At 72.5% G+C, this 22,929-nt stretch carries 21 protein-coding genes; 12 read left to right on the top strand and 9 right to left on the bottom strand.

Annotated features, from left to right (window positions below; translation table 11 throughout):
• The first annotated feature begins 65 nt into the window (after positions 1–65).
• Genes ACFQGU_RS12870 through ACFQGU_RS12855 form a run of 4 tightly spaced genes read left to right on the top strand, consistent with a single transcriptional unit; the run spans position 66 to position 4,710 of the window.
• Positions 66–1,577 (top strand): DNA-3-methyladenine glycosylase 2 family protein, encoded by a 1,512-nt coding sequence (locus ACFQGU_RS12870; protein WP_386767275.1) that lies wholly within the window; start codon positions 66–68, stop codon positions 1,575–1,577.
• On the top strand, positions 1,574–2,131 hold the full coding sequence (locus ACFQGU_RS12865) for a methylated-DNA--[protein]-cysteine S-methyltransferase (protein WP_386767273.1): 558 nt from the start codon (positions 1,574–1,576) through the stop codon (positions 2,129–2,131). The genes ACFQGU_RS12870 and ACFQGU_RS12865 overlap by 4 nt, the downstream gene beginning before the upstream one ends.
• A gap of 25 nt (positions 2,132–2,156) precedes the next feature.
• Positions 2,157–2,528, top strand: coding sequence for a hypothetical protein (locus ACFQGU_RS12860; RefSeq protein ID WP_386767271.1), 372 nt, complete (start codon positions 2,157–2,159; stop codon positions 2,526–2,528).
• A 34-nt stretch (positions 2,529–2,562) separates the two neighbouring features.
• Positions 2,563–4,710 carry an MMPL family transporter gene (locus tag ACFQGU_RS12855; RefSeq protein WP_386767269.1) on the top strand — a complete coding sequence of 716 codons (2,148 nt, stop codon included), beginning with the start codon at positions 2,563–2,565 and terminating at the stop codon, positions 4,708–4,710.
• Between the two features lie 82 nt (positions 4,711–4,792).
• Here the strand turns inward: ACFQGU_RS12855 and aroF are convergent, their stop codons facing one another.
• Entirely contained in the window at positions 4,793–5,830 is a 1,038-nt protein-coding gene (gene aroF / locus ACFQGU_RS12850; protein ID WP_386767267.1) for a 3-deoxy-7-phosphoheptulonate synthase, read from the bottom strand.
• Between the two features lie 232 nt (positions 5,831–6,062).
• A complete protein-coding gene (gene pknB / locus ACFQGU_RS12845; protein ID WP_386767265.1) occupies positions 6,063–7,985 on the bottom strand; it encodes a Stk1 family PASTA domain-containing Ser/Thr kinase in 1,923 nt (640 codons plus the stop codon).
• 169 nt (positions 7,986–8,154) lie between these two features.
• Here pknB and ACFQGU_RS12840 point away from each other — a divergent pair, with 169 nt between their 5' ends.
• The 4 genes from ACFQGU_RS12840 to ACFQGU_RS12825 all read left to right on the top strand — a co-directional run bounded on the left by ACFQGU_RS12840 (position 8,155) and on the right by ACFQGU_RS12825 (position 10,086).
• Entirely contained in the window at positions 8,155–8,625 is a 471-nt protein-coding gene (locus tag ACFQGU_RS12840) for a pyridoxamine 5'-phosphate oxidase family protein (RefSeq protein ID WP_386767263.1), read from the top strand.
• Positions 8,622–8,990, top strand: a complete 369-nt coding sequence (locus tag ACFQGU_RS12835; RefSeq protein ID WP_386767261.1) for a lycopene cyclase domain-containing protein — start codon at positions 8,622–8,624, stop codon at positions 8,988–8,990. Before ACFQGU_RS12840 ends, ACFQGU_RS12835 begins: the two co-directional genes overlap by 4 nt.
• Complete coding sequence (locus ACFQGU_RS12830; RefSeq protein WP_386767259.1) at positions 8,987–9,391, top strand: lycopene cyclase domain-containing protein; 405 nt, start codon at positions 8,987–8,989, stop codon at positions 9,389–9,391. The genes ACFQGU_RS12835 and ACFQGU_RS12830 overlap by 4 nt, the downstream gene beginning before the upstream one ends.
• Before the next feature lie 152 nt (positions 9,392–9,543).
• Entirely contained in the window at positions 9,544–10,086 is a 543-nt protein-coding gene (locus ACFQGU_RS12825; RefSeq protein WP_386767257.1) for a methyltransferase family protein, read from the top strand.
• Between the two features lie 191 nt (positions 10,087–10,277).
• Here the strand turns inward: ACFQGU_RS12825 and ACFQGU_RS12820 are convergent, their stop codons facing one another.
• Positions 10,278–11,840, bottom strand: a complete 1,563-nt coding sequence (locus ACFQGU_RS12820) for a DUF222 domain-containing protein (RefSeq protein WP_386767255.1) — start codon at positions 11,838–11,840, stop codon at positions 10,278–10,280.
• 160 nt (positions 11,841–12,000) lie between these two features.
• Positions 12,001–12,957 carry a phytoene/squalene synthase family protein gene (locus ACFQGU_RS12815; protein WP_386767253.1) on the bottom strand — a complete coding sequence of 319 codons (957 nt, stop codon included), beginning with the start codon at positions 12,955–12,957 and terminating at the stop codon, positions 12,001–12,003.
• 97 nt (positions 12,958–13,054) lie between these two features.
• Here ACFQGU_RS12815 and ACFQGU_RS12810 point away from each other — a divergent pair, with 97 nt between their 5' ends.
• Complete coding sequence (locus ACFQGU_RS12810) at positions 13,055–13,513, top strand: ribonuclease domain-containing protein (RefSeq protein ID WP_386767251.1); 459 nt, start codon at positions 13,055–13,057, stop codon at positions 13,511–13,513.
• On the top strand, positions 13,510–13,926 hold the full coding sequence (locus ACFQGU_RS12805; RefSeq protein WP_386767249.1) for a barstar family protein: 417 nt from the start codon (positions 13,510–13,512) through the stop codon (positions 13,924–13,926). The genes ACFQGU_RS12810 and ACFQGU_RS12805 overlap by 4 nt, the downstream gene beginning before the upstream one ends.
• A gap of 29 nt (positions 13,927–13,955) precedes the next feature.
• Here the strand turns inward: ACFQGU_RS12805 and ACFQGU_RS12800 are convergent, their stop codons facing one another.
• The 5 genes from ACFQGU_RS12800 to ACFQGU_RS12780 form a co-directional block, all read right to left on the bottom strand.
• Positions 13,956–15,263 (bottom strand): hypothetical protein, encoded by a 1,308-nt coding sequence (locus ACFQGU_RS12800; protein WP_386767247.1) that lies wholly within the window; start codon positions 15,261–15,263, stop codon positions 13,956–13,958.
• 64 nt (positions 15,264–15,327) lie between these two features.
• Positions 15,328–16,752, bottom strand: coding sequence for a glycosyltransferase 87 family protein (locus ACFQGU_RS12795; protein WP_386767245.1), 1,425 nt, complete (start codon positions 16,750–16,752; stop codon positions 15,328–15,330).
• Positions 16,749–18,311, bottom strand: coding sequence for a polyprenol phosphomannose-dependent alpha 1,6 mannosyltransferase MptB (gene mptB / locus ACFQGU_RS12790; protein ID WP_386767243.1), 1,563 nt, complete (start codon positions 18,309–18,311; stop codon positions 16,749–16,751). Before mptB ends, ACFQGU_RS12795 begins: the two co-directional genes overlap by 4 nt.
• 141 nt (positions 18,312–18,452) lie before the next feature.
• Positions 18,453–19,973: a phytoene desaturase family protein gene (gene crtI, locus ACFQGU_RS12785; protein WP_386767242.1), complete on the bottom strand. Its 1,521-nt coding sequence runs from the start codon at positions 19,971–19,973 to the stop codon at positions 18,453–18,455.
• Between the two features lie 153 nt (positions 19,974–20,126).
• Positions 20,127–21,200, bottom strand: coding sequence for a polyprenyl synthetase family protein (locus ACFQGU_RS12780; protein WP_386767240.1), 1,074 nt, complete (start codon positions 21,198–21,200; stop codon positions 20,127–20,129).
• Between the two features lie 120 nt (positions 21,201–21,320).
• Between ACFQGU_RS12780 and metF the strand changes: the two genes are divergently transcribed.
• Positions 21,321–22,238 carry a methylenetetrahydrofolate reductase [NAD(P)H] gene (metF, locus tag ACFQGU_RS12775; RefSeq protein WP_386767238.1) on the top strand — a complete coding sequence of 306 codons (918 nt, stop codon included), beginning with the start codon at positions 21,321–21,323 and terminating at the stop codon, positions 22,236–22,238.
• 26 nt (positions 22,239–22,264) lie between these two features.
• Positions 22,265–22,894 (top strand): SIMPL domain-containing protein, encoded by a 630-nt coding sequence (locus ACFQGU_RS12770; protein ID WP_386767236.1) that lies wholly within the window; start codon positions 22,265–22,267, stop codon positions 22,892–22,894.
• Positions 22,895–22,929: the final 35 nt, after the last annotated feature.

The raw sequence follows: 22,929 nt of genomic DNA, 5'->3' as shown, positions 1-22,929 counted from the left end.
GCGTGCGGCGGTGGGGTCCGATTTCCGCCAGTCGTATGGCGACGGCATGGGGCAGGATCATCCGCATGAGCAGCCGCGTGCAGGTCGTCGAGCAGCCGGGCCTGGCCCCGGCGGGGCTCGACCCCGACGCCGCGTACGCCGCCCTCGCCGCGCGTGATCGCCGCTTCGACGGCCGCATCTGGTTCGGCGTCACGAGCACCGGCGTGTACTGCCGACCGGTGTGCCCGGCGCAGACCCCGAAGGCGCAGAACGTCCGCTTCTTCGCCGCACCGGCCGCGGCGGTCAGCGCGGGCTTCCGCGCCTGCCGACGCTGCCGGCCCGACTCCGCACCCGGGTCGCGGCACTGGGACCACCGCGGCGACCTCGTCGGCCGGGCGCTGCGGCTGATCGCCGACGGTGCCATCGACGACGGCGGCGTCGCGGGGCTCGCCCGCACGCTGCACGTGAGCGAGCGGCACCTGCACCGCAGCCTCGTCGCCGAGGTCGGCGCCGGCCCGCTGCAGCTGGCGGTCAGCCGTCGAGCGCAGACCGCGAAGCTGCTCGTCGAGCAGACCGACCTGTCGCTCGCGGAGATCGCGTTCGCGTCCGGCTTCTCGAGCGTCCGGCAGTTCAACGACGTGATGCGCCGGGAGTTCGGCATCGCGCCGTCGGGCCTGCGGCGTACGCCGTCCGAGCGGATCCCGTCGGCCGACCCGGCCCTCGTGCTGCGCCTGCGCCTGCGGCCGCCGTACGACGCCGACGCGCTCGGGGCGTTCCTCGCCGCCCGGACGGTCGCGGGCCTCGAGGAGCACGTGCCGGGCCGACGCTGGACCCACCGCCGCGTGGTACCGCTGCCGACCCGTGCGGCGGTCACCGAGGTGACCGTGCACGGAGACCACGTGGTGGTGCGCTCGGGGGCAGACGTGCGCGACACCGCGGCGCTCGTGCGCCGGGTACGCCGGTGGCTCGACCTCGACGCCGACCCAGCGACCGTCGACGCCGCGCTCGGTCTGGACCCCGCGCTGGCGCCGCTCGTCGGCGCCCACCCCGGTCTGCGCGTGCCCACCACGGTCGACCCGTGGGAGACCGTCGTCCGCGCTGTCGTCGGGCAGCAGGTGTCCGTCGCGGCGGCCGGGACGCTGCTCGCACGGCTGGTGGCCGCGCACGGCACCGAGGTGGCGGGGGAGAGCGGCCTGCGCGCGTTCCCGCGGCCGGCGGCGATCGCCGCGCTCGACCCCGCTGCCATCACCGGGATGCCCGGGTCGCGGGCGCGCACGCTGGTGGCGCTCGCGGCCGCCGTCGCCGACGGCAGCGTGGCGCTCGGCTCGCCCGACCTCGACGAGGTCGAGGCCGCGCTGCTCGCGATCCCGGGGGCCGGCCCGTGGACCACCGGCTACGTGCGGCTGCGCGCTCTGGCCGACCCCGACGCGTTCCCGGCGTCCGACCTCGGCCTGCGGCACGCCGCCGGCGCGCTCGGCCTGCCCGAGGCCGCCCGTGCCCTCGGCGCCCACGTCTCGGCCTGGAGCCCGTGGCGCTCGTACGCCGCCCAGCACCTCTGGACCTCGCTCGCCCCCGCCCCCGTGAAGGAGCCGTCATGACCGTCGACACGCTGCCGCCGTACGAGACGGCCGAGGTCGCCCTCCCGGGCGGCTCGGTGGTCGTCGTCGCCGACCCGGTCACGGGCGCCGTGGTGGCCTCGGGCTGGAAGAGCCTCGACGCGACGTTCGCGTTCCTGACCGAGGCCGAGCAGGCGCGTGGCCACCACCCGGCGCCGCGCGGCGGTGGCGCCACGAAGGCGGCCGTCGACGCGCTCGAGCGGTACGCCGGCGGCGACGTCGACGCGCTCGACGACGTCCTCGTGAGCCAGCCCGGAGGGCCGTTCCTGCAGCGCGCGTGGGACGAGCTGCGCGGGGTGAAGGCGGGGGAGACCGATTCCTACGCCGGCCTCGCCGAGCGCGCCGGCAGCCCGGCCGCCGTCCGCGCCGCCGGCCAGGCCTGTGCCCGCAACAAGGTCGCGCCGTTCGTCCCCTGCCACCGCATCCTGCGCACCGACGGCACCCTCGGCGGCTACGCCTACGGCCTGCGGGTCAAGGCGGCGCTGCTCGCGCACGAGGGGGCCCGACCCGCCGACGAGGGCACCCTCTTCGACTGACGGCGATCCCTGACAGGATCGGGCCGTGAACGACCACACGACGGCGATCGAGAACCGCGCCCGCACCTGGCTGAGCGAAGCCGTCCGTTCGCACGACGCCGTCACCGTGTCGGCGCTGCGCAGCCTCCTCGGTGCGATCGGCAACGCCGAGGCCGTCCCTCTGCCCGCCGGCAGCGACGCGGGGACCCTGCAGTCCGAGCACGTCGCGGGCGCGGCAGCCGGGGTGGGCGCCGCCGAGGCGGAGCGGCGCGTCCTGACCGACGACGACGTCGCCGCGCTGGTTCGCGTCGAGATCAGCGAGCGCAGGTCGGCCATGGCTGTGTACGGCAGCAGCGAGCGGTCGCACCGGCTCGCCGCGGAGGTCGTCGCCCTCGAGGGCCTGCTCGACCGTCCGTAGGGCGACCGGGTGCCCCCGCCCGTAGGGTGCGCGGGTGCCCACCGCCGCCCACGCGACCGATGTGCCCCTCGGCTGGACCGCGCGGCTCGGACGTCGGTGCGCCCAGCACCCGCGACGCGTGGTCGCGGCGTGGCTCCTGCTGGCGGTCGTGCTGGGCCTGCTCATCGGCCGGTTCGGCCCCGCGACCACCGACGACCTCACCATTCCCGGCGCCGACAGCCAGGCGGCGATCGACGTCTCCCGCGCGGCGTTCCCCGACGCGCCCAACCCGGCCCAGCGCATCGTGGTGACGGCCGACGCCCTCACCGGCGCCGAGCAGAAGGCCGCTCTCGACGATGCGGTGACGGCGCTCGAGACGCTGCCCGAGGTGGCGAGCGCGACCGCCCCGACGGCGAGGAACGGGCAGCTCTCGGACGACGGCACCATCGGCACGATCTCGGTGGTGCTCACCGTCTCGGGCAAGGACATCACGCGCCCGCTGGCCGAGCAGCTGACCTCGAGCGTCACCGATGCGGTCGCCGAGGCAGGCATCTCGGTGGCGCCCGCCGACCAGCTCGCCGCCGTGCTCGACCGTGAGACCAACCGTCGCGCCGAGCTCATCGGACTCGTGGCGGCGCTCGTGATCCTGCTCGTCGCGTTCGGCTCGGTCGCAGCCGCGCTGCTGCCGCTCGGCACCGCGATCGTCGGCCTCGCCGTGTCGATCCTCGCGCTCGGCCTGCTCGGGTACGCCGTCGACATCCCGGCCGTGGCGCCGTCGCTCGCCTCGATGATCGGGCTCGGAGTCGGCATCGACTACGCGCTGTTCGGTCTCAACCGGTTCCAACGCGCCCTCGTCGACGGCCAGGACCCGGTGCGGGCCGCGACGACGACCACGGCGACGGCCGGCCGCGCGGTGCTGTTCGCCGGGTTCTCGGTGATCGCGGCGCTGTCCGGGCTCGCCCTGGTCGGCATGCCGCTGATGCGGAGCCTGGCGATCGCGTCGGGCCTCGCGGTGCTGGTGGCGTGCGTCGCCGCGGTGACGCTGCTGCCCGCGATGCTCGCGTGGCTCGGCCCGCGGCTCGCGACCCGCAAGCCTGAGTCGCTCGGCGAGGCCGGCGGATGGGCGCGGCTCGCACGCCGCGTGGCCCGTCGGCCGTGGGCGGTGCTGCTCGGCAGCACGGTCGTGCTGGGCCTGCTCGCCGCGCCCGCGCTCGACCTTCGCCTCGGGCAGCTCGACGCCGGGTCGTGGCCCACCTCGACCGAGCAGCGTCAGTCGTACGACCTGCTCTCGGACGGCTTCGGGCCGGGCGCGAACGGACCGTTGCTCGTGACGGCGACGTACCCCTCGGCCCTGTCGGGCCCCACCGACCCCGCCGCCCTTGCGCTCGCCAAGGCGGTGCAGGGGGCCGACGGCGTTGCCGCGGTGACGCCGCCGCAGGTGTCGGACGACGGGCTCGTGGTGCGGCTCTCGGCTCAGCCGACCACCGCGCCGTCCGACCCGGCCACGCAGGACCTCGTCGCCTCGCTGCGCTCCGACGTGCTGCCTGCCGCTGCGCCCGAAGCGGAGACGCACGTGGGCGGGTTCACCGCGGGCAAGGGCGATCTCACCGACCGGATCTCCAGCCGCATGGTGCTCGTCGTCGGGGCGGTCGTGCTCGTGGCGACGCTGCTGCTGCTCGTGGCGTTCCGCGCGCCGATCGTGGCGCTCAAGGCGGCGCTCATGAACCTGCTATCGGTCGGGGCGGCGTACGGCATCCTCGTCGCGGTCTTCACCTGGGGCTGGGGCGCGGGGCTCCTCGGGCTCGAGGCGCCGGTGCCGATCGAGAGCTATGTGCCGCTGCTGATGTTCGCCGTGCTGTTCGGGCTCTCGACCGACTACGAGGTCTTCGTGCTCACCGCGGTGCGCGAGGAGTGGGTGGCGACCGGCGACGGGCGCGCCTCGGTGGCGAGCGGCATGGCCAAGACCGGTCGGGTGATCACCTCGGCGGCGCTCATCATGATCTGCGTCTTCCTCAGCTTCACGATGAGCAGCGACCCGGTCATCAAGATGATGGGCGTGGGCATGGCGGCCGCTGTGGCCGTCGACGCGACCATCGTGCGCGGTCTGCTCGTGCCGTCGACCATGACGCTGCTCGGCGACTGGAACTGGTGGCTGCCGGCCTGGCTCGACCGCCTCCTGCCGCACGTCCACGACCCGGCCTAGCGCCGGGGATCTGCCCCCGGTTCTGTCGTGACTTCACGACAGAACGCCGAGGGAAGCGACGGATCCGGGGGCAGATCGCCGGTCAGCGGCCGAGGGGCGCGGCGGGGCGGCGGTCGGAGAGCGGCGCGAGCTGGCGGACGGCGGTGGCCAGTGCGCGGAGGTCGCTGTCGACGAGCGCCTGGGGCCCGTCGCAGAGCGCGCTCTCCGGGTGCGGGTGCACGTCGACGATGATGCCGTCCGCACCGACGGCGATCGCGGCGCGCGAGAGGGGCACGACGAGGTCGCGCCGGCCGCCCGAGTGCGACGGGTCGACGACGATCGGCAGGTGCGACAGGTCGTGCGCCACCGGCACGGCCGCGATGTCGAGGGTGTTGCGGGTGGCCTTCTCGAAGGTCCGGATGCCGCGCTCGCACAGCACGATGTCGAGGTTCCCGCGCTGAGCGATGTACTCCGCGGCCATGAGCCACTCCTCGATCGTGGAGCTCATGCCGCGCTTGAGCATCACCGGCTTGCCGATGTCGCCGACCGCCTGCAGGAGCGTGAAGTTCTGGGCGTTGCGCGTGCCGATCTGCAGCATGTCGGCGTACGACGCGACGAGCTCGACGTCGGCCACGTCGACGACCTCGGTGACCACGGGCAGGCCGGTCTCGGCGCGCACGTCGGCCAGGATCTGCAGGCCGCGCTCGCCGAGGCCCTGGAACGCGTACGGCGAGGAGCGCGGCTTGAACGCGCCGCCGCGCAGCAGCGTGGCGCCGGCGGCGAGGGCCATCTGCGCGGCCTCGAGGGTCTGCTCGGGCGTCTCGACCGCGCACGGGCCGGCGATGAGGGTGAAGGTGTCCGGGCCGATCGGCACGCGCGTCTCGCCGACGTACACGGTCGACATGTCGGGGTGGTGCTGGCGGCTGACGAGCTTGAACGGAGTCGAGATCCGCACGACCTCCGCGACGCCGGGCAGCGTGCGCAGGTTGAGGCCGTGGAACTTGTCGACGTCGCCGACGAGACCCACGATCGTGCGGGTGTCGCCGCGGCTGACGAACGCCTCGCCGCCCGCGGTGGTCACGCGGGTGATGACGGCATCGATCTGCGCGTCGGTGGCGCCGGGCGCCATGACGATGACCATGTGGGTTCGTGCCTCTCGTTCGGGTGCCGCCCGCCGGGGACGGAAGAAGCCCCGGCCGGTGCGGCGCGGGGCTTCGTGTCGGGGTGGTGCGCGTCAGGCAGTGCGACGGCGACCCACCCGGGGAGCCCCGGGCCGGTAGCCATAAAACGCGTTCCGCGAGATGCGCACGGGTCGAGGGTACACACGCGTGTCCGGCTGCTGGACGAGGGTTCCGGCAGGTGAGACGCGCGGTCTAGACGACGTTGATCTGGACCGTGGTGCCCCACGGGATCTGGGTGCCGGCCTTCACCGACTGCTCGACGACGCGTCCGAACGGCGTGAAGCCGATCGGGTAGGTGACCGTGACCTTGAGGCCGAGCGCCTTGAGCGCCTTCACGGCCTCCTGCTCGTCGGTGCGGAACAGGTCCGGCATCTCGACCAGCGGCGGGCCCTTGCTGATGACGAGCGTGACGGTCGAGCCCTTGGGCACCGTGGTGCCGGACTTCGGGTTCGAGGAGATCACTCTGCCCTCGGCGACCTTCTTGCTGTAGTCCTCGGCGTACTTCACCTTGAGGCCGGCGCCCGTCAGCGCCGAGGTCGCGGCGTCCTTGGTCTGACCCGAGAGGCTCGGGATCTTGACCGGTGCCGGGCCCTTGGACAGGACCAGGTCGATCTCCTGGCCCTTCTTCAGCGACGTGGTCGACTTCGGCGACGAGGAGATGACGAGGTCCTTCTTGACCTTCTCGGACCAGTCCTTCGTGACCGTGCCGACGACGAGCGAGGAGTCCTCGATCGCGGCGGTGGCCTCCGTCAGCGACATGCCCGCGACCTGCGGCACCTCGTACCGCTCCGGGCCCTTGGACACGACGGCGGTGACGGTGCTGCCCTCCCGGACGTCGGTGCCGACGTCCGGATCGGTCGCGATGATGTCGCCGGCGGCGACGGTCTCGCTGAACGCCTCGTCGCCCACGGCGAGGGTGAGCCCGAGCGGGGCGAGCTTGGCCTGGGCCTGCTTCTCGGTCAGGCCCGCGACGGTGGGCACCTGCACGGTCTTGCCGACGCCGAGGTACCACGCGCCGCCGGCGACGCCGGCGGCGAGCAGCAGCACGATCAGGAGCGCGATCGGGCCCTTGCGCCGCTTGCGCTTCGGGCCCTTGGCCTTGGCGGGCTTGTCCGGCGGCGGGGTGTCGCCGCGGTACGCCGCCTGCGCACCGGCAGGCGCGTACTCGCCCGGGAGGGCGTCCGTGGCGAGGGGGACGATCAGCGTGGCGGCCGACGCGGAGTCGTCGACCACGCCGAACGGGCGGGGGACGGGCAGCGCGCGCTTGGCCTCGCGGACGTCCTGCAGGAACCCGGCCGCATCGGCGTACCGGTTGTCGGGGTCGCGGGCGGTGCTCCGCGCGACGAGAGCGTCGATCGCCGGTGCGATGCCCGCGCGGATGCTCGACGGCACGGGCACGGCGGCGTTCACGTGCTGGTACGCCACCGAGAGCGGGGTCTCGCCGGCGAACGGCACCGTGCCGGTCACCATCTCGTAGAGCAGGATGCCGGCGCCGTAGACGTCGCTGCGGGCGTCGGCGACGCCGCGCTCGACCTGCTCGGGGGAGAGGTAGGCGACGGTGCCGATGAGCAGGCCCTGGGTGGCGGCGCTCGACGTCGCGGCGGAGATCGCGCGGGCGAGGCCGAAGTCGGCGACCTTCACGCGGCCGTCGTCGGTGAGCAGGACGTTCTCGGGCTTGACGTCGCGGTGCACGAAGCCGGCGCGGTGCGCGGCCTCGAGGGCCTGCAGCACCGGGTCGAGGATCGTGAGCGCCTGCTCGGCCGAGAGCTTGCCGTGCTCGCGCAGCACGTCGCGCACCGTGCGCCCGGGGACGTACTCCATCGCGAGGTAGACGAGGTCGCCGTCCTCGCCCTGGTCGTAGACCGCGACGACGTGCGGGTCCGACAGGCGCGCGGCCGACTTCGCCTCGCGCTGGAACCGGGAGACGAAGGTGGCGTCGTCGGCGAGGCTCGCGTGCATCACCTTGAGCGCGACGACGCGGTCGAGCCGGAGGTCGAGGGCCTCGTACACCGTGGCCATGCCGCCGCGGGCGAGCCGTGCGTCGACCCGGTAGCGCCCGTCGATGACCCGACCGACGAGTGCGTCGGTCGAGCGCGTTCCGGCAGACGTCTCCACAGTCGGCGAGTCTACGTTCGGTTCCGAGATGCTCCGTGCTGGCGCGCCGGGCGCCCGTGGTGCGATCCGTGCTCGATCCCCGCTCTGCGCGACCGGATTCCGGTCGCCGCGGGTGCTGTTCGACCGGTCCCGCGTCGCGGCGGGACGCGCGCGCAGGCAGGATGTCGACGTGGCCAACAGCCGCGCGTCCATCGCGCTGACCGACGCCGAGGCGGACGCGTTCCTGCGCGCCGGGCGCACCCTCGTCCTCGTCACGCTCGGCCCCGACGGAGCGCCCGACCCCGTGCCCATGTGGTACGTCGTGGACGACGACGGCGTGGTCTGGATGCGCACGTACGCCAAGAGCCAGAAGATCGTGAACCTCGAGCGCGACCCGCGGTTCTCCGCCCTGGTCGAGGACGGCGAGCGCTACTCCGAGCTCCGCGGCGTCCAGCTCACCGGCACGGTCGCGCTCGTGGACGACGTCGACCGCATCTGCGAGGTGTTCGCCGGGCTGATGGTGAAGTACGAGGGCCTCGACCCCGCCCACGTCGACTCCGTGAAGGCGGCGTACCTCGAGCGCGCGCCCAAGCAGCGTGCCCTGCGCCTCGACGTGACGCGCGTGGTGTCGTGGGACCACGGGAAGCAGGCGGGCGCGTGAGCCGGTTCGTCTACCTCGGCGTGCTGCTGTTCGTCGTCGTCGGCACCGCCTGGCTCGAGGTGCTGCTGCGCGCCCGCGTCTACCGCCGTTGGCGCCGCCTCTTCCTCACCCTGCTGCCGGTCGTCGCGGTGTTCGTGGTCTGGGACCTCTACGCGATCGCCTCGGGCCACTGGACGTTCGACCCCGAGCAGACGACCGGCGTGATCCTGCCGGGCAACCTCCCGCTCGACGAGCTGCTGTTCTTCGTCGTGATCCCGATCGCCGCGCTCCTCACGCTCGAGGCCGTGCGGTCGGTGAAGCGGTGGGAGGTCGGCGACGAGCCCCCGGGCACCGTGGTGGACGGCGTTCGGCGGGACGACGCATGAGCTACACCCAGCTCGCGCTGCTCGGCATCGTCGTGGTCGTGCTGCTCGACCTGTTCGTGTTCCGCACGCGGCTGCTGCGGCGTCGTGCCTTCTGGGCGGCGTACGCCATCGTCGTGTTCTTCCAGCTCGTCACGAACGGCATCCTCACCGGCCTGCGCGTCGTGCGGTACGACGGCGAGCAGATCATCGGCTCGACCACACCCGTCGACGGCCCGCCGCCGTTCCTCGGCGACGGCCGCATCGCGTTCGCGCCGGTCGAGGACCTCATGTTCGGGTTCGCACTCGTCGTGCTGACCCAGGTGCTGTGGGTCTGGCTCGGACGCCGCGGTGTCCAGCGCACGCCGTACTCCGGCCCGCCGCGCATCCCCATGCCCGGCCAGGCCGACGACCCCCGCGCTTGACGCAGCTCCGACGATTCGGCGCTCACAACCGAGAAAGAACCGGCAGCAAGGATGGTTCGGCTGCTCTCGATGGGCGTACGGCGCCTGATCCGGGCTAGCGTCGGAAGCAGACCGGAGGGGAGGACTCGCCGGGACGCAAGGGGTTCCCGAGGATGAAGGACCGTTTCCTGAAGCAGGCGAGGCGTGAGTACGGCCCCGGGCAACGGGCCGTCGCGCTCGTGCTCCTCGCGCCGGTGTTCCTGTTTCTGATGCCGTGCATCTTCGTCGTGTTCGGGGCGTGGCTCGACGCGTGGCTGGAGTGGCCGTCAATCCTTTCCCCGCCGTCCAACGTGTTGGTCGGGTGTCTCCTCATCCTTCTCGGTTGGTCACTCGCCGTCTGGTCCATGTACGGACTGTTCACCATCGGGCGGGGTACGCCTGTGCCGCTCATGGCGACGCAGCAGATCGTCGTGGTGCCTCCCTACACGTACTGCCGCAATCCCATGGTGCTAGGGGCCATGGGCCTGTATCTCGGTGTCGCAGTCCTCTTCGGCTCCTTCGGCGCGTTGGTGCTGGTGCTGCTGGCCGCCTGCGCGCTGCTGGTCTATGTCAGGCGAATCGAGGAAGCCGAGATGGTGCTGAGATTCGGCGACGAGTACCGGGCCTACCGGGAGCGCACACCCTTCCTGCTGCCCCGTTTCCGGAGACGGTCCTAGCCCGCGCAGGGCGTACCCGATGAGCTGTGGCACGCGCCTCGACGGCTCGCCTGTGGTCGCCCGACCTGCTCGACCGCGAGCGCGATCGCTGACGAAGTGCCGATCGAGCTCGGGTCGTCAGCCGGTGCCGGGGCATGCCGATGCGCCGTGCTCGGGTGTGCGGGCACGGCGGATCGACGGCTGCTGGAGGGCTAGAACGGCGGGATGTCGTCGGCTGGGTCGGGTGGTGGTTGCCAGCCGGTGTAGGGGCGTGGGGGTATGTGGATGCGTTGGCCGAGGAGGGTGATGAGGGTGACCGATCCGTCGGCGTGGCCGTGTTCGAGGTGGAGGTAGCCGGCGGTCTTGAGCTGGTGGCAGCGGGTGGACAGGGCGCCGGTGTTGGCGGGGTCCGACGGGCCGTCGGGGTAGCGCAGGGCGTGGTCCATCTGCAGGGCGGTGATGCGTCGGCATCCGCAGCCGGGGATGCGGCAGCCGCCGTCGCGGTGCAGGACGTGGTCGCGCAGCGGTGCGGGGAGGTAGGTCTCGCGGCCGTAGTCGAGCAGGTGCCCGGTGACGGGGTCGGTGACGATCCGCCGGAACGCGCGGGCGTGGGCGGCGATGTCGCGGCCCATCCGGGCGGGGATGGGGCATCCGTCGAGCAGGACCGGGTTGTCGGCCTCGTGGCGCAGGGTGGCGAGGTCGATGACGAGCTGGACGTGCACGACGGTCTGGGCGGCGGGGTCGAACACGGCCGACCCGTCCTGGGCCGTGGTGCCCAGGATGATCGCGGCCGCGGCGTCCGCGGCGCAGGCGTGCATCGAGGCGTCGGTGTCCCCGGCCCGCACCGCAGCGGCGCCGCCGCGGGCGGCGTGCAGGTCCTTCGCGGCGGCGCGGATGCGGTCGTGCATGGCGGCGACGGTGGCGGCGTCGGTCTTGATGCCGAGCATGGCCATGCCGTCGGGCAGCCGGCGGGTCCACACGTCGCGGTTCTCGATGGCCTTCGTGCGGCGGGCGGGGGCGTCGGGGTCGAACCGCAGGATCACCTGCTCCAACGCGTCGGTGAACCGGGGCGGGGTCAGGGTGAGCGCGAGGGGCAGGGCCTGCTCCCCGATCAAGACCAGGGTGGCGGCATCGGCGATGACCCGGGTGCGCTCGAGCAGGACCCGCACGTGCTTGTCCGACACCCGCCCGGCGGCCAGCGCCTCCTGCATGCCGGGGAACACCATCCGGTTGGCGCGCGCGGCGTCGATCATCTGCCGCGCTGCCCGGAACGAGGACCGGCACGCCTGGGCGAGCTCCACCTCCCAGTGCGCCTCTTCGAGGTAGTCGTGGTCGTGGGGGAGCACCGGCACCAGGGACAGCACCGCGTCGTAGCGGCGCGCTGCGACGGCGGCCTCGACCCGGTTCAGCACCTTCACGTACGCGATCCGGGCGAGCGGGTCGTCCAACGACGCCGGGTCCGTGGCCTCCAGCAACGCCAGATCCGACGCACCGCACGCCTGCGGCCGCTCAGCCGCCGCGACGATCTCGGACGCCGCTGCCGAGTCCACCGGCTCCAACCCGGCCTCGACGCAGAAGTGCAGGGCGTCGTCGCGATCCCACGGCGCGAGGTCGTCGGGGTGCACCGGGCGATCCAGGTCCGGAGGGAACTGCCGCTCGAGCTCGGCCAGCACCGCGACGTCGTCCGCGGTCGGGAACGGCGACCACGACTCGTCCACCGGCAGCTCGAACGGGTACGCCGAACCGAACGGGTCGGTCGTCAGATCGACAGACATGGTCACCTCCCTCCGCGACAGGAGAATCATGTCGAGGGGGTCTGACAGTGCAGCTGCCTCGGAGGGGTGGAACCCCCGATAGTCGTTCCGCTGCAAGCGAACACAGCCTGAAGTCCGTGGCGGCCATGCAGTCGTGCGCGACGTGCCGCCGACGATCGAGTCAGGCGGAGGCGGGGGAGTGCAGGCCGTGCGGGTGGCCCTCGCCGTACTTCCTGCGGGCGCGGCGCGCCTGGTTCCACGCGGGCAGCGCCACCGCGAGGCGGCGTCGCTGCGACACCGTCGCCCGGCGGGTGAAGACCTCGTAGTCGATCTCCTCGACGGCGTCGACGATGCCGCAGTAGAGGATGCGGGCGGCCTCGATGCAGGGCTGCGACGACGGGTGCAGCAGAGCGATGCCGGCGCGCGACTCCTCCTCGAGCGCACGCACCCGCGCGATCTGGAACTCCAGCGCCGACCGGATCGACGGCGTCAGCATGCGCTTCTCGAGGTCGGCGCGGGTGACGCCGAAGCGCGCGAGGTCGTCGAGCGGCAGGTAGACGCGGCCGCGGTCGAGGTCCTCGCCGACGTCGCGCACGAAGTTCGCGAGCTGGAACGCGACCCCGAGATCCTTGGCCCGCTCGTACGCCTCGGGCGCCGACGGCTCGAGGATCGGCACCATCTGCAGGCCGATCACCGCGGCCGAGCCGTAGACGTACTCGTACAGGTCGTCGTACGTCGCGTACTCGGTGATGGTGAGGTCCATCGTCATCGAGTGCAGGAACGCCTCGAAGTGCTCGACCGGGATGTCCCAGCGCTGCACGGTGTCGACGACGGCCTTGCAGACCGGGTCGTCGGAGGCACCCCGGCGCAGGTCGGCGAAGAACTGCTCGCCCCACGAGCGCAGCCAGTCGGCCTTCTGCTCGTCCGACAGCGTCGAGGCGAGGTCGTCGACGATCTCGTCGGCGTACCGCGCGAAGCCGTAGAGCGCGTGGACGTACGGGCGCTTCGCCGGCGGCAGCAGCAGCGTGGCGAGGTAGTAGGTCTTGCCGTGCTGGGCGTTGAGCTCGCGGCAGCGCTCGTACGACGCCCGCATCTCGGGATCGGTGATCCCGGCGCGGTCGAGGTCGCGGCTGCTCATGACGGCGATCCTCCCATCCCGTGCTGCGCGTCACCTCCCGGTGTCCAATCGCGGACCCGCCTGACGCCCGCGCGGCCGTTCTGCCACGATTCGGTCCGTGCCCGGATCCCTCCTCCTGACGCGCAGCGTGACGCGGCGTACGCCGCTGCTGCTCCTCCTCGCCGTCCTCGCCCTGGCGCTGCTGACCGCCTGCGGCGGGAAGACCGCGCCGGCCACGGCGCCAGGCGTGGTCGAGCAGGGACTGGCTCCGGCGTCCGCGACGACGAACCTCGACACGATGACCGTCGCCGAGCTCCCGCCGGAGGGCATCGAGACCCTGCGCCTGATCATGGACGGCGGCCCGTTCCCGTACTCCAAGGACGGCAGCACGTTCCAGAACCGCGAGGGGATCCTGCCCCAGCAGTCGAAGGGCTTCTACGCGGAGTACACCGTGGAGACGCCGGGGTCGGACGACCGCGGCGCCCGGCGCATCATCGGGGGCGACGACGGCTCCCGCTTCTACACCGACGACCACTACTCCTCGTTCCGCGAGGTCGTGTCAGGAGAAGGCTCATGAGCGGCGTGCTCGGTCGGTTGTCCGGCGTACGACGGCTCGAGGACTCGACCATCGAGGAGCTCGAGGCCGAAGCCGAGAAGATCGAGTGGCGCTGCGTCGTCCTCGACGGGGCGGAGGTCGAGGACCGCGAGTCGTTCCTGCAGATGTGCGACGAGGCGTTCGGCCTGCCCGACTGGTTCGGCATGAACTGGGACGCGCTCGAGGAGTGCCTGCTCGACCTCGACCTCGGCGAGGACGAGGGCGTGCTCGTCGTGTGGGCGTCGTGGGGCCTGTTGGCCGAGGCCGAGCCGAAGGCGTTCGCCACCGCGCTCGACATCCTCGGCGGGGCGGTGCGCGGCTGGGCGCAGGACGGCGTGCGCGGGGGAGTCGTGCTGCTCGGCGACGGCCCCGAGATCGACGTCGACGAGCTCTAGGACCACCGGGCTGGGGCCAGGTCGGAGCCCTAGCGCGCCGCAGCCAGAGGCTCGTCCGCCCGAAGGAGCTGCCACGTGCGCTGCGTCGCGATCGCGGCGACCACGCACACGAGCGCGAGCCGCACGGCGATGAGTACGACCGCGACGGGGCTCAGCGCCGTGGCGTACGGCGACGTGACGGCGTCGTACAGCCAGGGGTAGAGGAGCTGCGCCGCGACGGCCGCACACATCATCAGGTAGGTGCTGGTGCGGGCGCGGGCCTCGCCGGTGACGGCAAGCAGCGCCACCGCGATGGGCAGCATCCACGCCATGTACTGCGGGCTGAAGACCTTGTTCGACAGGACGAGGAGGCATACGCCGGACAGCAGCGCCCAGGCGGCGACCGTGAGCAGGTCGGGCCGTGAGGCACGGCGCCACACCGCCGCGGTCGTCCCGAGCACCCACGCCAGCGCCGCGACCGTCGCGAGAGTCGCCAGCATCCCCAGCAGCGTCGTGCCGGGGCCGCTCACCTCGAACGACAGCGATGCCGGGTAGTCCACGACATAGCCCTCGACGCCGAGAGACCAGAGCATCATCGCGGGCAGCGCGAAGAGCGACTCGATCTGCAGACCGCGGTCGGTCTGATAGGCGAGCGGGGTGAGGAGGCGGTCCCACCCGGACGTGGCGGTCGCGGCGACGACCAGCACGACCGACGTGATGCCGGCCGCGACCAGCGCCGGTCGGCGGCGCGGCCCCGCCGCGGCGACGAGGCCGACGAACACGCCGGGCCAGAGCTTCACCGACGCAGCGACGACCATGAGCGCCGCGGCCAGACGAGGTCGCGGCACGGCCACGAGCAGCGCGGTCGCGACCATCGCGCCCGTGAGCAGGTCGAAGCGCAGCAGAAGGATCGGTCCGATCGCGAGCCCGGCCGCGAGCCAGGCGGTGATCGCCCGGGGGGAGCGGCCGATCCGCCGCAGCACCACCAGGAGTCCGCCGTCGATGCACAGCATCAGGAAGACGAACCACCAGCCGTACGGCTTGATCTCCCCGCCCGCAAGGATCGACGGGATCGTGAGCCACCAGATCGCCGGCACGGGGTACTCGCGCAACGAGCCGGGGAAGCCCGGGTCGGCCTGCCCGGTGATGACCGTGGCGTAGTAGTTCACGTCGTTGACGACGTACGGCGCCAGCGGCACGAACGTCACGACGACGAGCCGGGTCAGCAGCCAGACGATGAGCAGCCGGATGCCCCGCCACGGCGCCTCGGGGTCGGTACGGCCGCGCAGCACGAACGTGGTGCCGCGTTCGAGGGCCGCCGCCGCCCGGCCGAGCGAGTCGGACCTGGTCGCGGACATGTGCGGAAGTCTCCCAGCCGTGCTTCGCGGCGCGGTGCGCGACGCTCCGGCCGTAGCAGAGCGATCAGGCGGCGGCTGTCTCCGCCGCCGCCGCAGACGTCTCGCTCCACGCACGTCGCCAGGCATAGACGACGAACCCGACGAGGAACAGGTCGCGCAGGGCGAGCAGCATGACGCCCGGGATGTTGGCCCAGTAGATCTCGGACACCCAGAGGTAGAGGATCGGGTAGATCACCTGGGTCAGGATCCCGACCGTCAGCAGGAGCACGACGAAGCGGCGAACTCCGGTGTCGCCCCGCGGTGCGACGGCCACCATCGCGATCGCCACGGGGGAGAGCCACAGCAGGTACTGCGGGCTGAACACCTTGTTGGTGAGGATCAGCAGGCCGGTGGTCGTGAGCATGATCCAGCCGACCGTCTCGGCGCTGATCGTCGCTCCGCGCTTCCAGGCCCGGAGCCACAGCGCCGCCATCGCCACGAGCGACGCGGCCGTGGCGATGGTCGCGAGCGTGATGAGGAACCGGTCGCCCGGCCCCCAGACCTCGGAGGTGATGAAGCGGGTGAAGTCCACGACCCACGGGTCGTGCGTGAAGGCCCACGCGATCATGAGCGGAAGGGCGGGCACGGACTCGATCTGCAGCCCGCGGTCGCCCTGCCAGGTGAGCGGGGTGAGCAGGCGGTCGAGCCCGCCGGCCCACACGATCGCGCCGGCGATCACGAGGCCCGACACGACCGTGGTGCGGACCACCCGCCACCGGGTGGCGGCCGGCGCCGCCAGCGCTGGGAGAAGCACGGCCGGCCAGAGCTTGATGGCCGCTCCGGCCGCGATGAGCACCGTGGCCAGGCGCGGGCGCCGCTCGAGCAGCAGCACCGACGCGCCGGCGAGGATCCCGGGCACGATGTCGAACCGCGTGACCATGAGCGGGCCCATCATCGGCGCGGACGCGAGCCAGAGAGTGACCGCGGGGCTCTGCTGCTTGCCCGCCCGCACGTAGAGCAGGCGGCAGAAGGCGGCGTCGAGCGCCAGCATCATGCCCACGAACAGCGTGGCGTAGACGACGTGGTTGCCGAACGAGAGCACCCACGGCAGTCCGAGGAGCAGCAGGACCGGCAGCGGGTACTCCTTGAGCACCTCGGTCAGGGGCGAGCCGTCGTTGAGCTTGTCGAGGTTGTCGGCGTAGTAGAGGACGTCGTTGATGATCGTCCGCTCGGGCAGGGCGAGCAGCGCGAGCATCACGAGCCGGGTGATGATCCAGCCGACGGCCACGCGTCGTCCGGGGCGCAGACCGCTCCACAGCGCGCCGTGCCCCACGAGCCGATCGATCCAGGGCGCGACGTGGTCGATGAACCACACCAGTCGCCGGGTCAGGCTCGCCCGGACACCGGGCTGCTGCGTCGTCGGGCTGTCGACCACTGCGACGAGGTCGTCGAGATCCGCGCCGTGCGGGGTGCTGGGCTCCTCCGCGGGCGGCGTTGCCGGCTCGGTCATGCGTGCTCCGGTGCCCGCACGACGAGCCGCTCGCGGCGGGCCGCGGCCGGGGCGTCCTCGGGCACGAGCCCGTGCGCGACAGGGCCGCCGAAGAGCAGGGCACGCTCGCGCGGCGAGATCGCCACGGCGATGGCGACGGCGACCGCGGCGGCGATCATCGCGAGCCCGTCACCGAGGTCGAAGTAGGTGTCCGCGGACGCGCTGGTCTCCCACAGCCCGTAGATCGTGAAGCCCGCCACCAGCAGCAGGACGACGCGCAGCTCGCGCGCCGACAGGCCGGATGCCGCCGCGAGCGGAAGCACCCAGAGGAGGTACCAGGGCTGCACGACCGGGCCCAGCGCGACGACGGCGAGGAACGCGAGCATCATCCCGCGCGGCACCGAGCGGCCCTCGGGCTTCAGCAGGAGGTAGGCCACGATCGCCACGGCCGCGAGCATCCCGATCGCCCGGAAGATGCCCACCGTGAGGTCGTGGTGGTCGCCGAGGCCCACCCACGACAGCAGGTTGCCGCTCGCCATGCCGAGCGCCGTCGCGGGCGACAGCCACGTGCGCACCTCGCCCGGGGTGGTGAGGGCGCGGATCCAGCCGAGACTCGCTCCCACCGAGAGCGCGATGACGCCGTACGTCAGCACGACGACGCCGAACGCCTTGGTCCACGCCCAGAGCCGGGCACGGAAGTCCTGGGTCGTGCCGGCCCAGGCGATCGCGACGAACGGGATCGCCAGGAACGCGATGGGCTTGACCATCGCGGCGATCGTGACCAGCACGATGCCGGTGATGCCCCTGCCCTCGATCACGAGGCAGAGGCCCGCCACGATGAAGCCCACCATGATCGCGTCGTTGTGCACTCCGGCCACGAAGTGCATCAGCACGAGCGGGTTCATGACACCGAGCCACAGAGCCTTCGACCCGTCGATGCCGCTGTGGAACGCGAGCCGCGGGATGTAGTAGGCCATGAGCGCCACACCGGCGAGGGCGAGCACGCGGAACACCACGACCGCGAGGTACGCGTTGTCGCCGACGAGCGCCGCCACGCCGCGCGACAGGGTGACGAACACGGGGCCGTACGGCGTGGGGGTGTCGCGCCAGAGCGGGTCGACGCCGCTGGTGAACCAGCCCGGGATCGACTCGACGCCCTGCGTGTAGGGGTCGCCGCCGGCGAGCACGAGCTTGCCCTGCATGAAGTACGAGTACGCGTCACGGCTGAACAGCGGCGGCGCGAACAGCAGAGGCGCGCACCAGAGGGCGAGCACCTTCCACAGCCGGCGTACGTCGCGCACGTGGCCGCCGAGGATGTCGGCGCCGAGCACCAGCCACGCCTGCAGGAGCAGGGCGCCGCCGACGATCACGCAGGCGCGGGACACGAGGAGCCCGACGCCCTCGTGCCGCATCGCCTCGACGAAGGGGATGGTGGCGACGCCCTCGAGGGGCAGCCAGCCCACACCGATCGACCCGATCGCGAGCACCGTCGAGGCGACGAAGCCGCCGAGGGCGTACCGCAGGGCGAAGTGCAGGCGCGTGTCCTCGGACGCGCCCCCGTACACGTCACCACCGGCCATGATCACGAGGGTACAAGCGCATCACGCCCACGTCCGAACGCGATGTGTCCGGTGTGCGGGTGATCTGCGTCGCGCGCGGGCGTTACGTCCCAGTATGCGGACCGAGGTCACTCTGGGTGCCCGTGCGGGCACCGCCCCGGGTTAGTGCAGGTACGTGGGCTTGTACGACCGGTCGAGCCCGGTGATGCGTTCGGCCGCGAGGCGACCGGACACCAGCACCATGGGCACGCCCACGCCGGGCTGGGTGCCCGACCCGGTGAACACGACGTTCTCGCCGAAGAGGTTCGACGGGCGGAACGGCCCGGTCTGCTGGAACGAGTGCGCGGCCGCGAAGGGGGCGCCGCGCTCCATCCCGCGGGCCTGCCAGTCGAGCGGTGTCGTGACGTGCTCGAGCTCGATGCCGTCGCCGAAGCCGATGTAGCCGCGCTCCTCGAGCGTGCGCACGATCTCGTCCCGGTAGCGGGGCCCTTCGGTGCGCCAGTCGATGCCGGCGTCGAGGTTGGGTGTCGGGAACAGCACGTAGTAGATCTGCTTGCCGTCCGGGGCGAGGCCCGGGTCGGAGTAGGTCGGGTTCGTCACGAGGATGCTGGGGTCGGTCATGAGCCGCTTCTCGTCGATCAGCTCGCGGAAGACGCCGTTCCAGCTGCGCCCGAAGTGGATGTTGTGGTGCGCCGTCTTCGTGTACGTCGCCGACGACCCGGCGAGGAGCAGGAAGCACGACGGCGAGTAGGTGAGACGGCGGACGTTCCACGGCTCGCGCCCGAGCAGCTGCTTGTACGCCACGGGCAGGTCGGGGTTGAGGACGACGACGTCGGCGGCGATGCGCTCGCCGTCCGCCGTGTGCACGGCCACGGCGCGGTCGCCGTGCATCTCGACGCGCGTGACCTCGGTGTTGTAGCGGAACACGACCCCGTGCTTCTCCGCCGCGCCGGCAAGGCCGCGGGGCAGGGCGTGCATGCCGCCCTTGGGGAAGTAGACCCCGGCGACGGAGTCCATGTAGGCGATGATCGCGTAGATGGCGAGGGCGTCCTGCGGGGAGAGACCGGCGTACATGGCCTGGAAGCTGAAGAGCCGCTCGGTGCGCGGGTCGTTGAGGTACTGCCGCACCTTCGGCGTGAGCTTGCGGAAGCCGCCGATCGCCACCAGCTTGGCGAGGTTCTCCGTGAGCAGGTCGACGGGGGAGTCGATGTTGGTGTCGATGAAGTCCTTCATCTCGTAGCGGTAGAGCTTGGAGACGAAGTCGACGTACCTGCGGTAGCCCGCAGCCTCGGCGGGCGAGATGACCTGCTCGATCTCGGCCGCCATGGCGTCGACGTCCGAGTGCACGTCGAGCTGCGAGCCGTCCGGGTAGAACGCGCGGTACAGCGGCTCGACCGGCACGAGGTCGAGCCAGTCGTCCATGTTCTCGCCGACGGCCGCGAAGGCGTCGTGGATGAGGTCGGGCATCGTGAGGACGGTCGGGCCGGTGTCGAAACGGTAGCCGGAGTCCTCGATCAGCCCGGCCCGGCCCCCGGGCACCGACTCGCGCTCGAGGACCGTCACCTGGCGGCCGGCGGCGGCGAGGCGCAGGGCCGCCGAGAGCCCCGCGAGGCCCGCCCCCACCACGACCACGTGGTCGGTCGGTCCGGTGACGGTGCGGGGCGAGCGGTTGAGCAGGGACATGGGTCAACCCTAAGGACGGACGCCAGTTTCAGCCTGCTGAGAAGGGCGCTTGTGACTCGCGACGCAACGCCTGGGGAGCACGTTGCAGCGGGGCGAAGATGGACGAAGCAGGGGGATGTCGCGCTGGCCGGGTCTCGAGCACCGCCCATCCTGCTACATAGAGCGCGAGGTCGCCGCGTGGGCGAGTCCGCGGAGGACTTCGCGTGCGTCGTCGTCGATGTCGGCCGAGCCGAGCGCCCGGAAGCACTGGTCGGTGAGCGCGTCGATGAGCCGCTCCACGTGCCCGAGCGCACCCGTGTCGGTGATGACCTCGCGCAGGGCGGCCACGCCCGTCGCGTCGAGGGCCGGATCGCCGAGGTGCCGTCGGATCAATGCAGCCTGGGCCGGGCTCGACGCCTCGACAGCCGCGGCTACCAGCACCGTGCGCTTGCCCTCGCGCAGGTCGTCGCCGGCGGGCTTGCCCGTCTGGGCGGGGTCGCCGAAGACACCGAGCACGTCGTCGCGCAGCTGGAACGCCTCGCCGAGCGGCAGGCCGTACCCGGAGTAGGCGACGAAGGTCTCCTCGGGCGCGCCGGCGAGCGCGGCACCGAGGTGCAGCGGTCGCTCGATCGTGTACTTCGCGGACTTGAAACGCACCACGCGCATCGCGCGCGCCTCCGACCCGCCGCCCATAGCCTGCTCGAGCAGGTCGAGGTACTGGCCGGCCATGAGCTCGGTGCGCATCACGTCGTACACCCGTTTGCCGCGCATCACGGCGTCGGTCGGGAGGCCGCACGACATGAGGAGCTCGTCGGCCCACGACAGGCACAGGTCGCCGAGAAGGATCGCCGCCCCGACGCCGAACGCCTCCGGCGAGCCGAGCCACTCGTTGCCCCGGTGCAGCGTCGCGAAGCGGCGGTGGGCCGCGGGGAGACCGCGACGCGTGTCGCTGCCGTCCATGACGTCGTCGTGGATCAGGGCGCAGGCCTGGAGCAGCTCGAGCGAGGTGGCCGCAGCCATGGCCTCCTCGCAGTCGGCGCCGCCGGCCCCGCGCCAGCCCCAGTAGGCGAAGGCCGGGCGCAGGCGCTTGCCGCCGCGCAGCAGGTCGGTGAGGGCCTCGGAGAGCGGGGCGAGGTCGGGGCTCACGTCGTCGAGCACCGGCAGCTGCTGGGCGAGGAAGTCGTCGAGCCGCTTCTGGACACGGACGCGCAGGTCCTCCGCGTCGAGCGGCGAGGTCCCCGTGGTCATGCCTCGAAGCGTAGAGGGAGCGGCCCGTCCGGGCACCACCAGAGGCCGCACCTACCTCACCGGTCGTTCACCATGCGGACCGCGGGGGTCCGAGGCGTGGGCACGCCGTACCCTCGTCGCATGTCCGCCACCACGCCCGGCACGCCGTCGCCCCCCACCGTGGGCGCACTGCTGGCGGCCGGCGGGCACTCGTTCTCGTTCGAGTTCTTCCCGCCCAAGACCGACGACGGCGAGCGCCTGCTCTGGCAGGCGATCCGCGAGCTCGAGGGCCTGCGGCCGACCTTCGTGTCGGTCACGTACGGCGCCGGCGGCTCCACCCGCGACCGCACGGTGCGCATCACGCAGCGGATCGCCGAGGAGACGACCCTGCTGCCGATGGGGCACCTCACCTGCGTGGGGTCGAGCGTGGCGGAGCTGCGGTCGGTGATCGGGTCGTACGCCGATGCCGGCGTGCGCAACGTGCTCGCGCTGCGCGGCGACCCGCCCGGCGGTCCCGGCTCGCCGTGGGAGCAGCACCCCGAGGGCCTCGCCCACGCCGACGAGCTCGTGACCCTCGTGCGGTCGCTCGGCGACTTCTCGGTCGGAGTCGCGGCGTTCCCCGAGCGTCACCCGGAGTCGGCGTCCCTCGACGACGACGCGCGCGTGCTGCTGGCCAAGCAGGAGGCCGGCGCGGAGTTCGCCGTCACCCAGATGTTCTTCGAGGCGTCCCACTACTTCGCGATGATCGAGCGCGCCCGTGCCCTCGGGTGCACCATCCCCGTCCTGCCCGGGATCATGCCGCTCACCAACATCAACCAGCTCGAGCGGTTCGCGATCCTGTCGGGCACGGCGTTTCCCGACGACCTCGCCGCTCGGTTCCGCGCCGTCGCCGACGACCCGGACGCGGTGCACGCGCTCGGCGTCGAGGCGGCGTCCGACCTGTGCCAGGAGCTGCTCGACGGCGGTGCGCCCGGTCTGCACTTCTTCACGCTCAACCGATCGACCTCCGCGCGCGAGATCTACACCGGCCTCGGTCTCGGCGCCTCCGCCTCCGCCTGACGTCCCGGGTGGGGCAGGATCGGGGCATGGGCCGATCCGTCACCGTCACCGGTCGTGGGCGCGCGAGCGCGCCGTACGACGTCGCCACCCTCAACCTCGCGGCGTCCGCTCGGGCGGCGAACCCGTCCGACGCCACCGCGCGCGCGTCGTACGCGATGCAGGCGATGCGTGAGGCCGTCGTACGCGGCGGCGCCGACGAGCGCACGCTGGCCACGACCAGCGTCTCGCTGAACCCCGTGCACGACCCGTGGCCGACCGTGGTGGCGTACGAGGCCTCGCTGTCGCTCGCCGTGCGCACGACCGACCTCGAGCACGTCGGCTCGATGCTCGTCGCCGCGGTGCAGGCAGGCGGCGACGGCGCCCGGGTCGACGGCATCTCGTTCTCGCACGACGACGCTGCCGGGCTCGAGTCGGCCGCGCGCGATGCCGCGTACGCGAACGCCCGGGCCAAGGCCGAGCAGTACGCAGGGCTCGCGGGCCAGGCGCTCGGCGAGGTGCGGCACATCGCCGAGGCCGAGATCGGCGGCGGCGGCATGCCGAGGCGGATGATGGCGATGGCCGCAGCCGACTCCGGCGGCGGCATGCCGGTGGACGGCGGCGAGGGCAGTGTGAACGCCGTCGTCACCGTCACGTGGGCGCTCGGCCCCTCGGTCTAGCCCCTTCTCGCTCACACTGATCGATCCGTCGTTTC

This window comes from Longivirga aurantiaca, from assembly GCF_042660085.1.
GTDB classification, from domain to species: domain Bacteria; phylum Actinomycetota; class Actinomycetes; order S36-B12; family CAIYMF01; genus Longivirga; species Longivirga aurantiaca.
Note: the sequence above shows the minus strand (reverse complement) of the source record. Positions and strands in the feature narration are given on the sequence as shown.

Excerpts from the sequence above, each read along its gene's own strand:
- ACFQGU_RS12815 (WP_386767253.1), bottom strand. The coding sequence starts at position 12,957 with ATGAGCAGCCGCGACCTCGACCGCGCCGGGATCACCGATCCCGAGATG.
- aroF (WP_386767267.1), bottom strand. The coding sequence starts at position 5,830 with ATGGTCATCGTCATGGCGCCCGGCGCCACCGACGCGCAGATCGATGCC.
- ACFQGU_RS12805 (WP_386767249.1), top strand. The coding sequence starts at position 13,510 with ATGAGCGGCGTGCTCGGTCGGTTGTCCGGCGTACGACGGCTCGAGGAC.
- ACFQGU_RS12770 (WP_386767236.1), top strand. The coding sequence starts at position 22,265 with ATGGGCCGATCCGTCACCGTCACCGGTCGTGGGCGCGCGAGCGCGCCG.
- ACFQGU_RS12795 (WP_386767245.1), bottom strand. The coding sequence starts at position 16,752 with ATGACCGAGCCGGCAACGCCGCCCGCGGAGGAGCCCAGCACCCCGCAC.
- ACFQGU_RS12820 (WP_386767255.1), bottom strand. The coding sequence starts at position 11,840 with ATGTCTGTCGATCTGACGACCGACCCGTTCGGTTCGGCGTACCCGTTC.
- ACFQGU_RS12800 (WP_386767247.1), bottom strand. The coding sequence starts at position 15,263 with ATGTCCGCGACCAGGTCCGACTCGCTCGGCCGGGCGGCGGCGGCCCTC.
- ACFQGU_RS12870 (WP_386767275.1), top strand. The coding sequence starts at position 66 with ATGAGCAGCCGCGTGCAGGTCGTCGAGCAGCCGGGCCTGGCCCCGGCG.
- mptB (WP_386767243.1), bottom strand. The coding sequence starts at position 18,311 with ATGGCCGGTGGTGACGTGTACGGGGGCGCGTCCGAGGACACGCGCCTG.
- ACFQGU_RS12825 (WP_386767257.1), top strand. The coding sequence starts at position 9,544 with ATGAAGGACCGTTTCCTGAAGCAGGCGAGGCGTGAGTACGGCCCCGGG.
- ACFQGU_RS12780 (WP_386767240.1), bottom strand. The coding sequence starts at position 21,200 with ATGACCACGGGGACCTCGCCGCTCGACGCGGAGGACCTGCGCGTCCGT.
- metF (WP_386767238.1), top strand. The coding sequence starts at position 21,321 with ATGTCCGCCACCACGCCCGGCACGCCGTCGCCCCCCACCGTGGGCGCA.
- ACFQGU_RS12865 (WP_386767273.1), top strand. The coding sequence starts at position 1,574 with ATGACCGTCGACACGCTGCCGCCGTACGAGACGGCCGAGGTCGCCCTC.
- crtI (WP_386767242.1), bottom strand. The coding sequence starts at position 19,973 with ATGTCCCTGCTCAACCGCTCGCCCCGCACCGTCACCGGACCGACCGAC.
- ACFQGU_RS12830 (WP_386767259.1), top strand. The coding sequence starts at position 8,987 with ATGAGCTACACCCAGCTCGCGCTGCTCGGCATCGTCGTGGTCGTGCTG.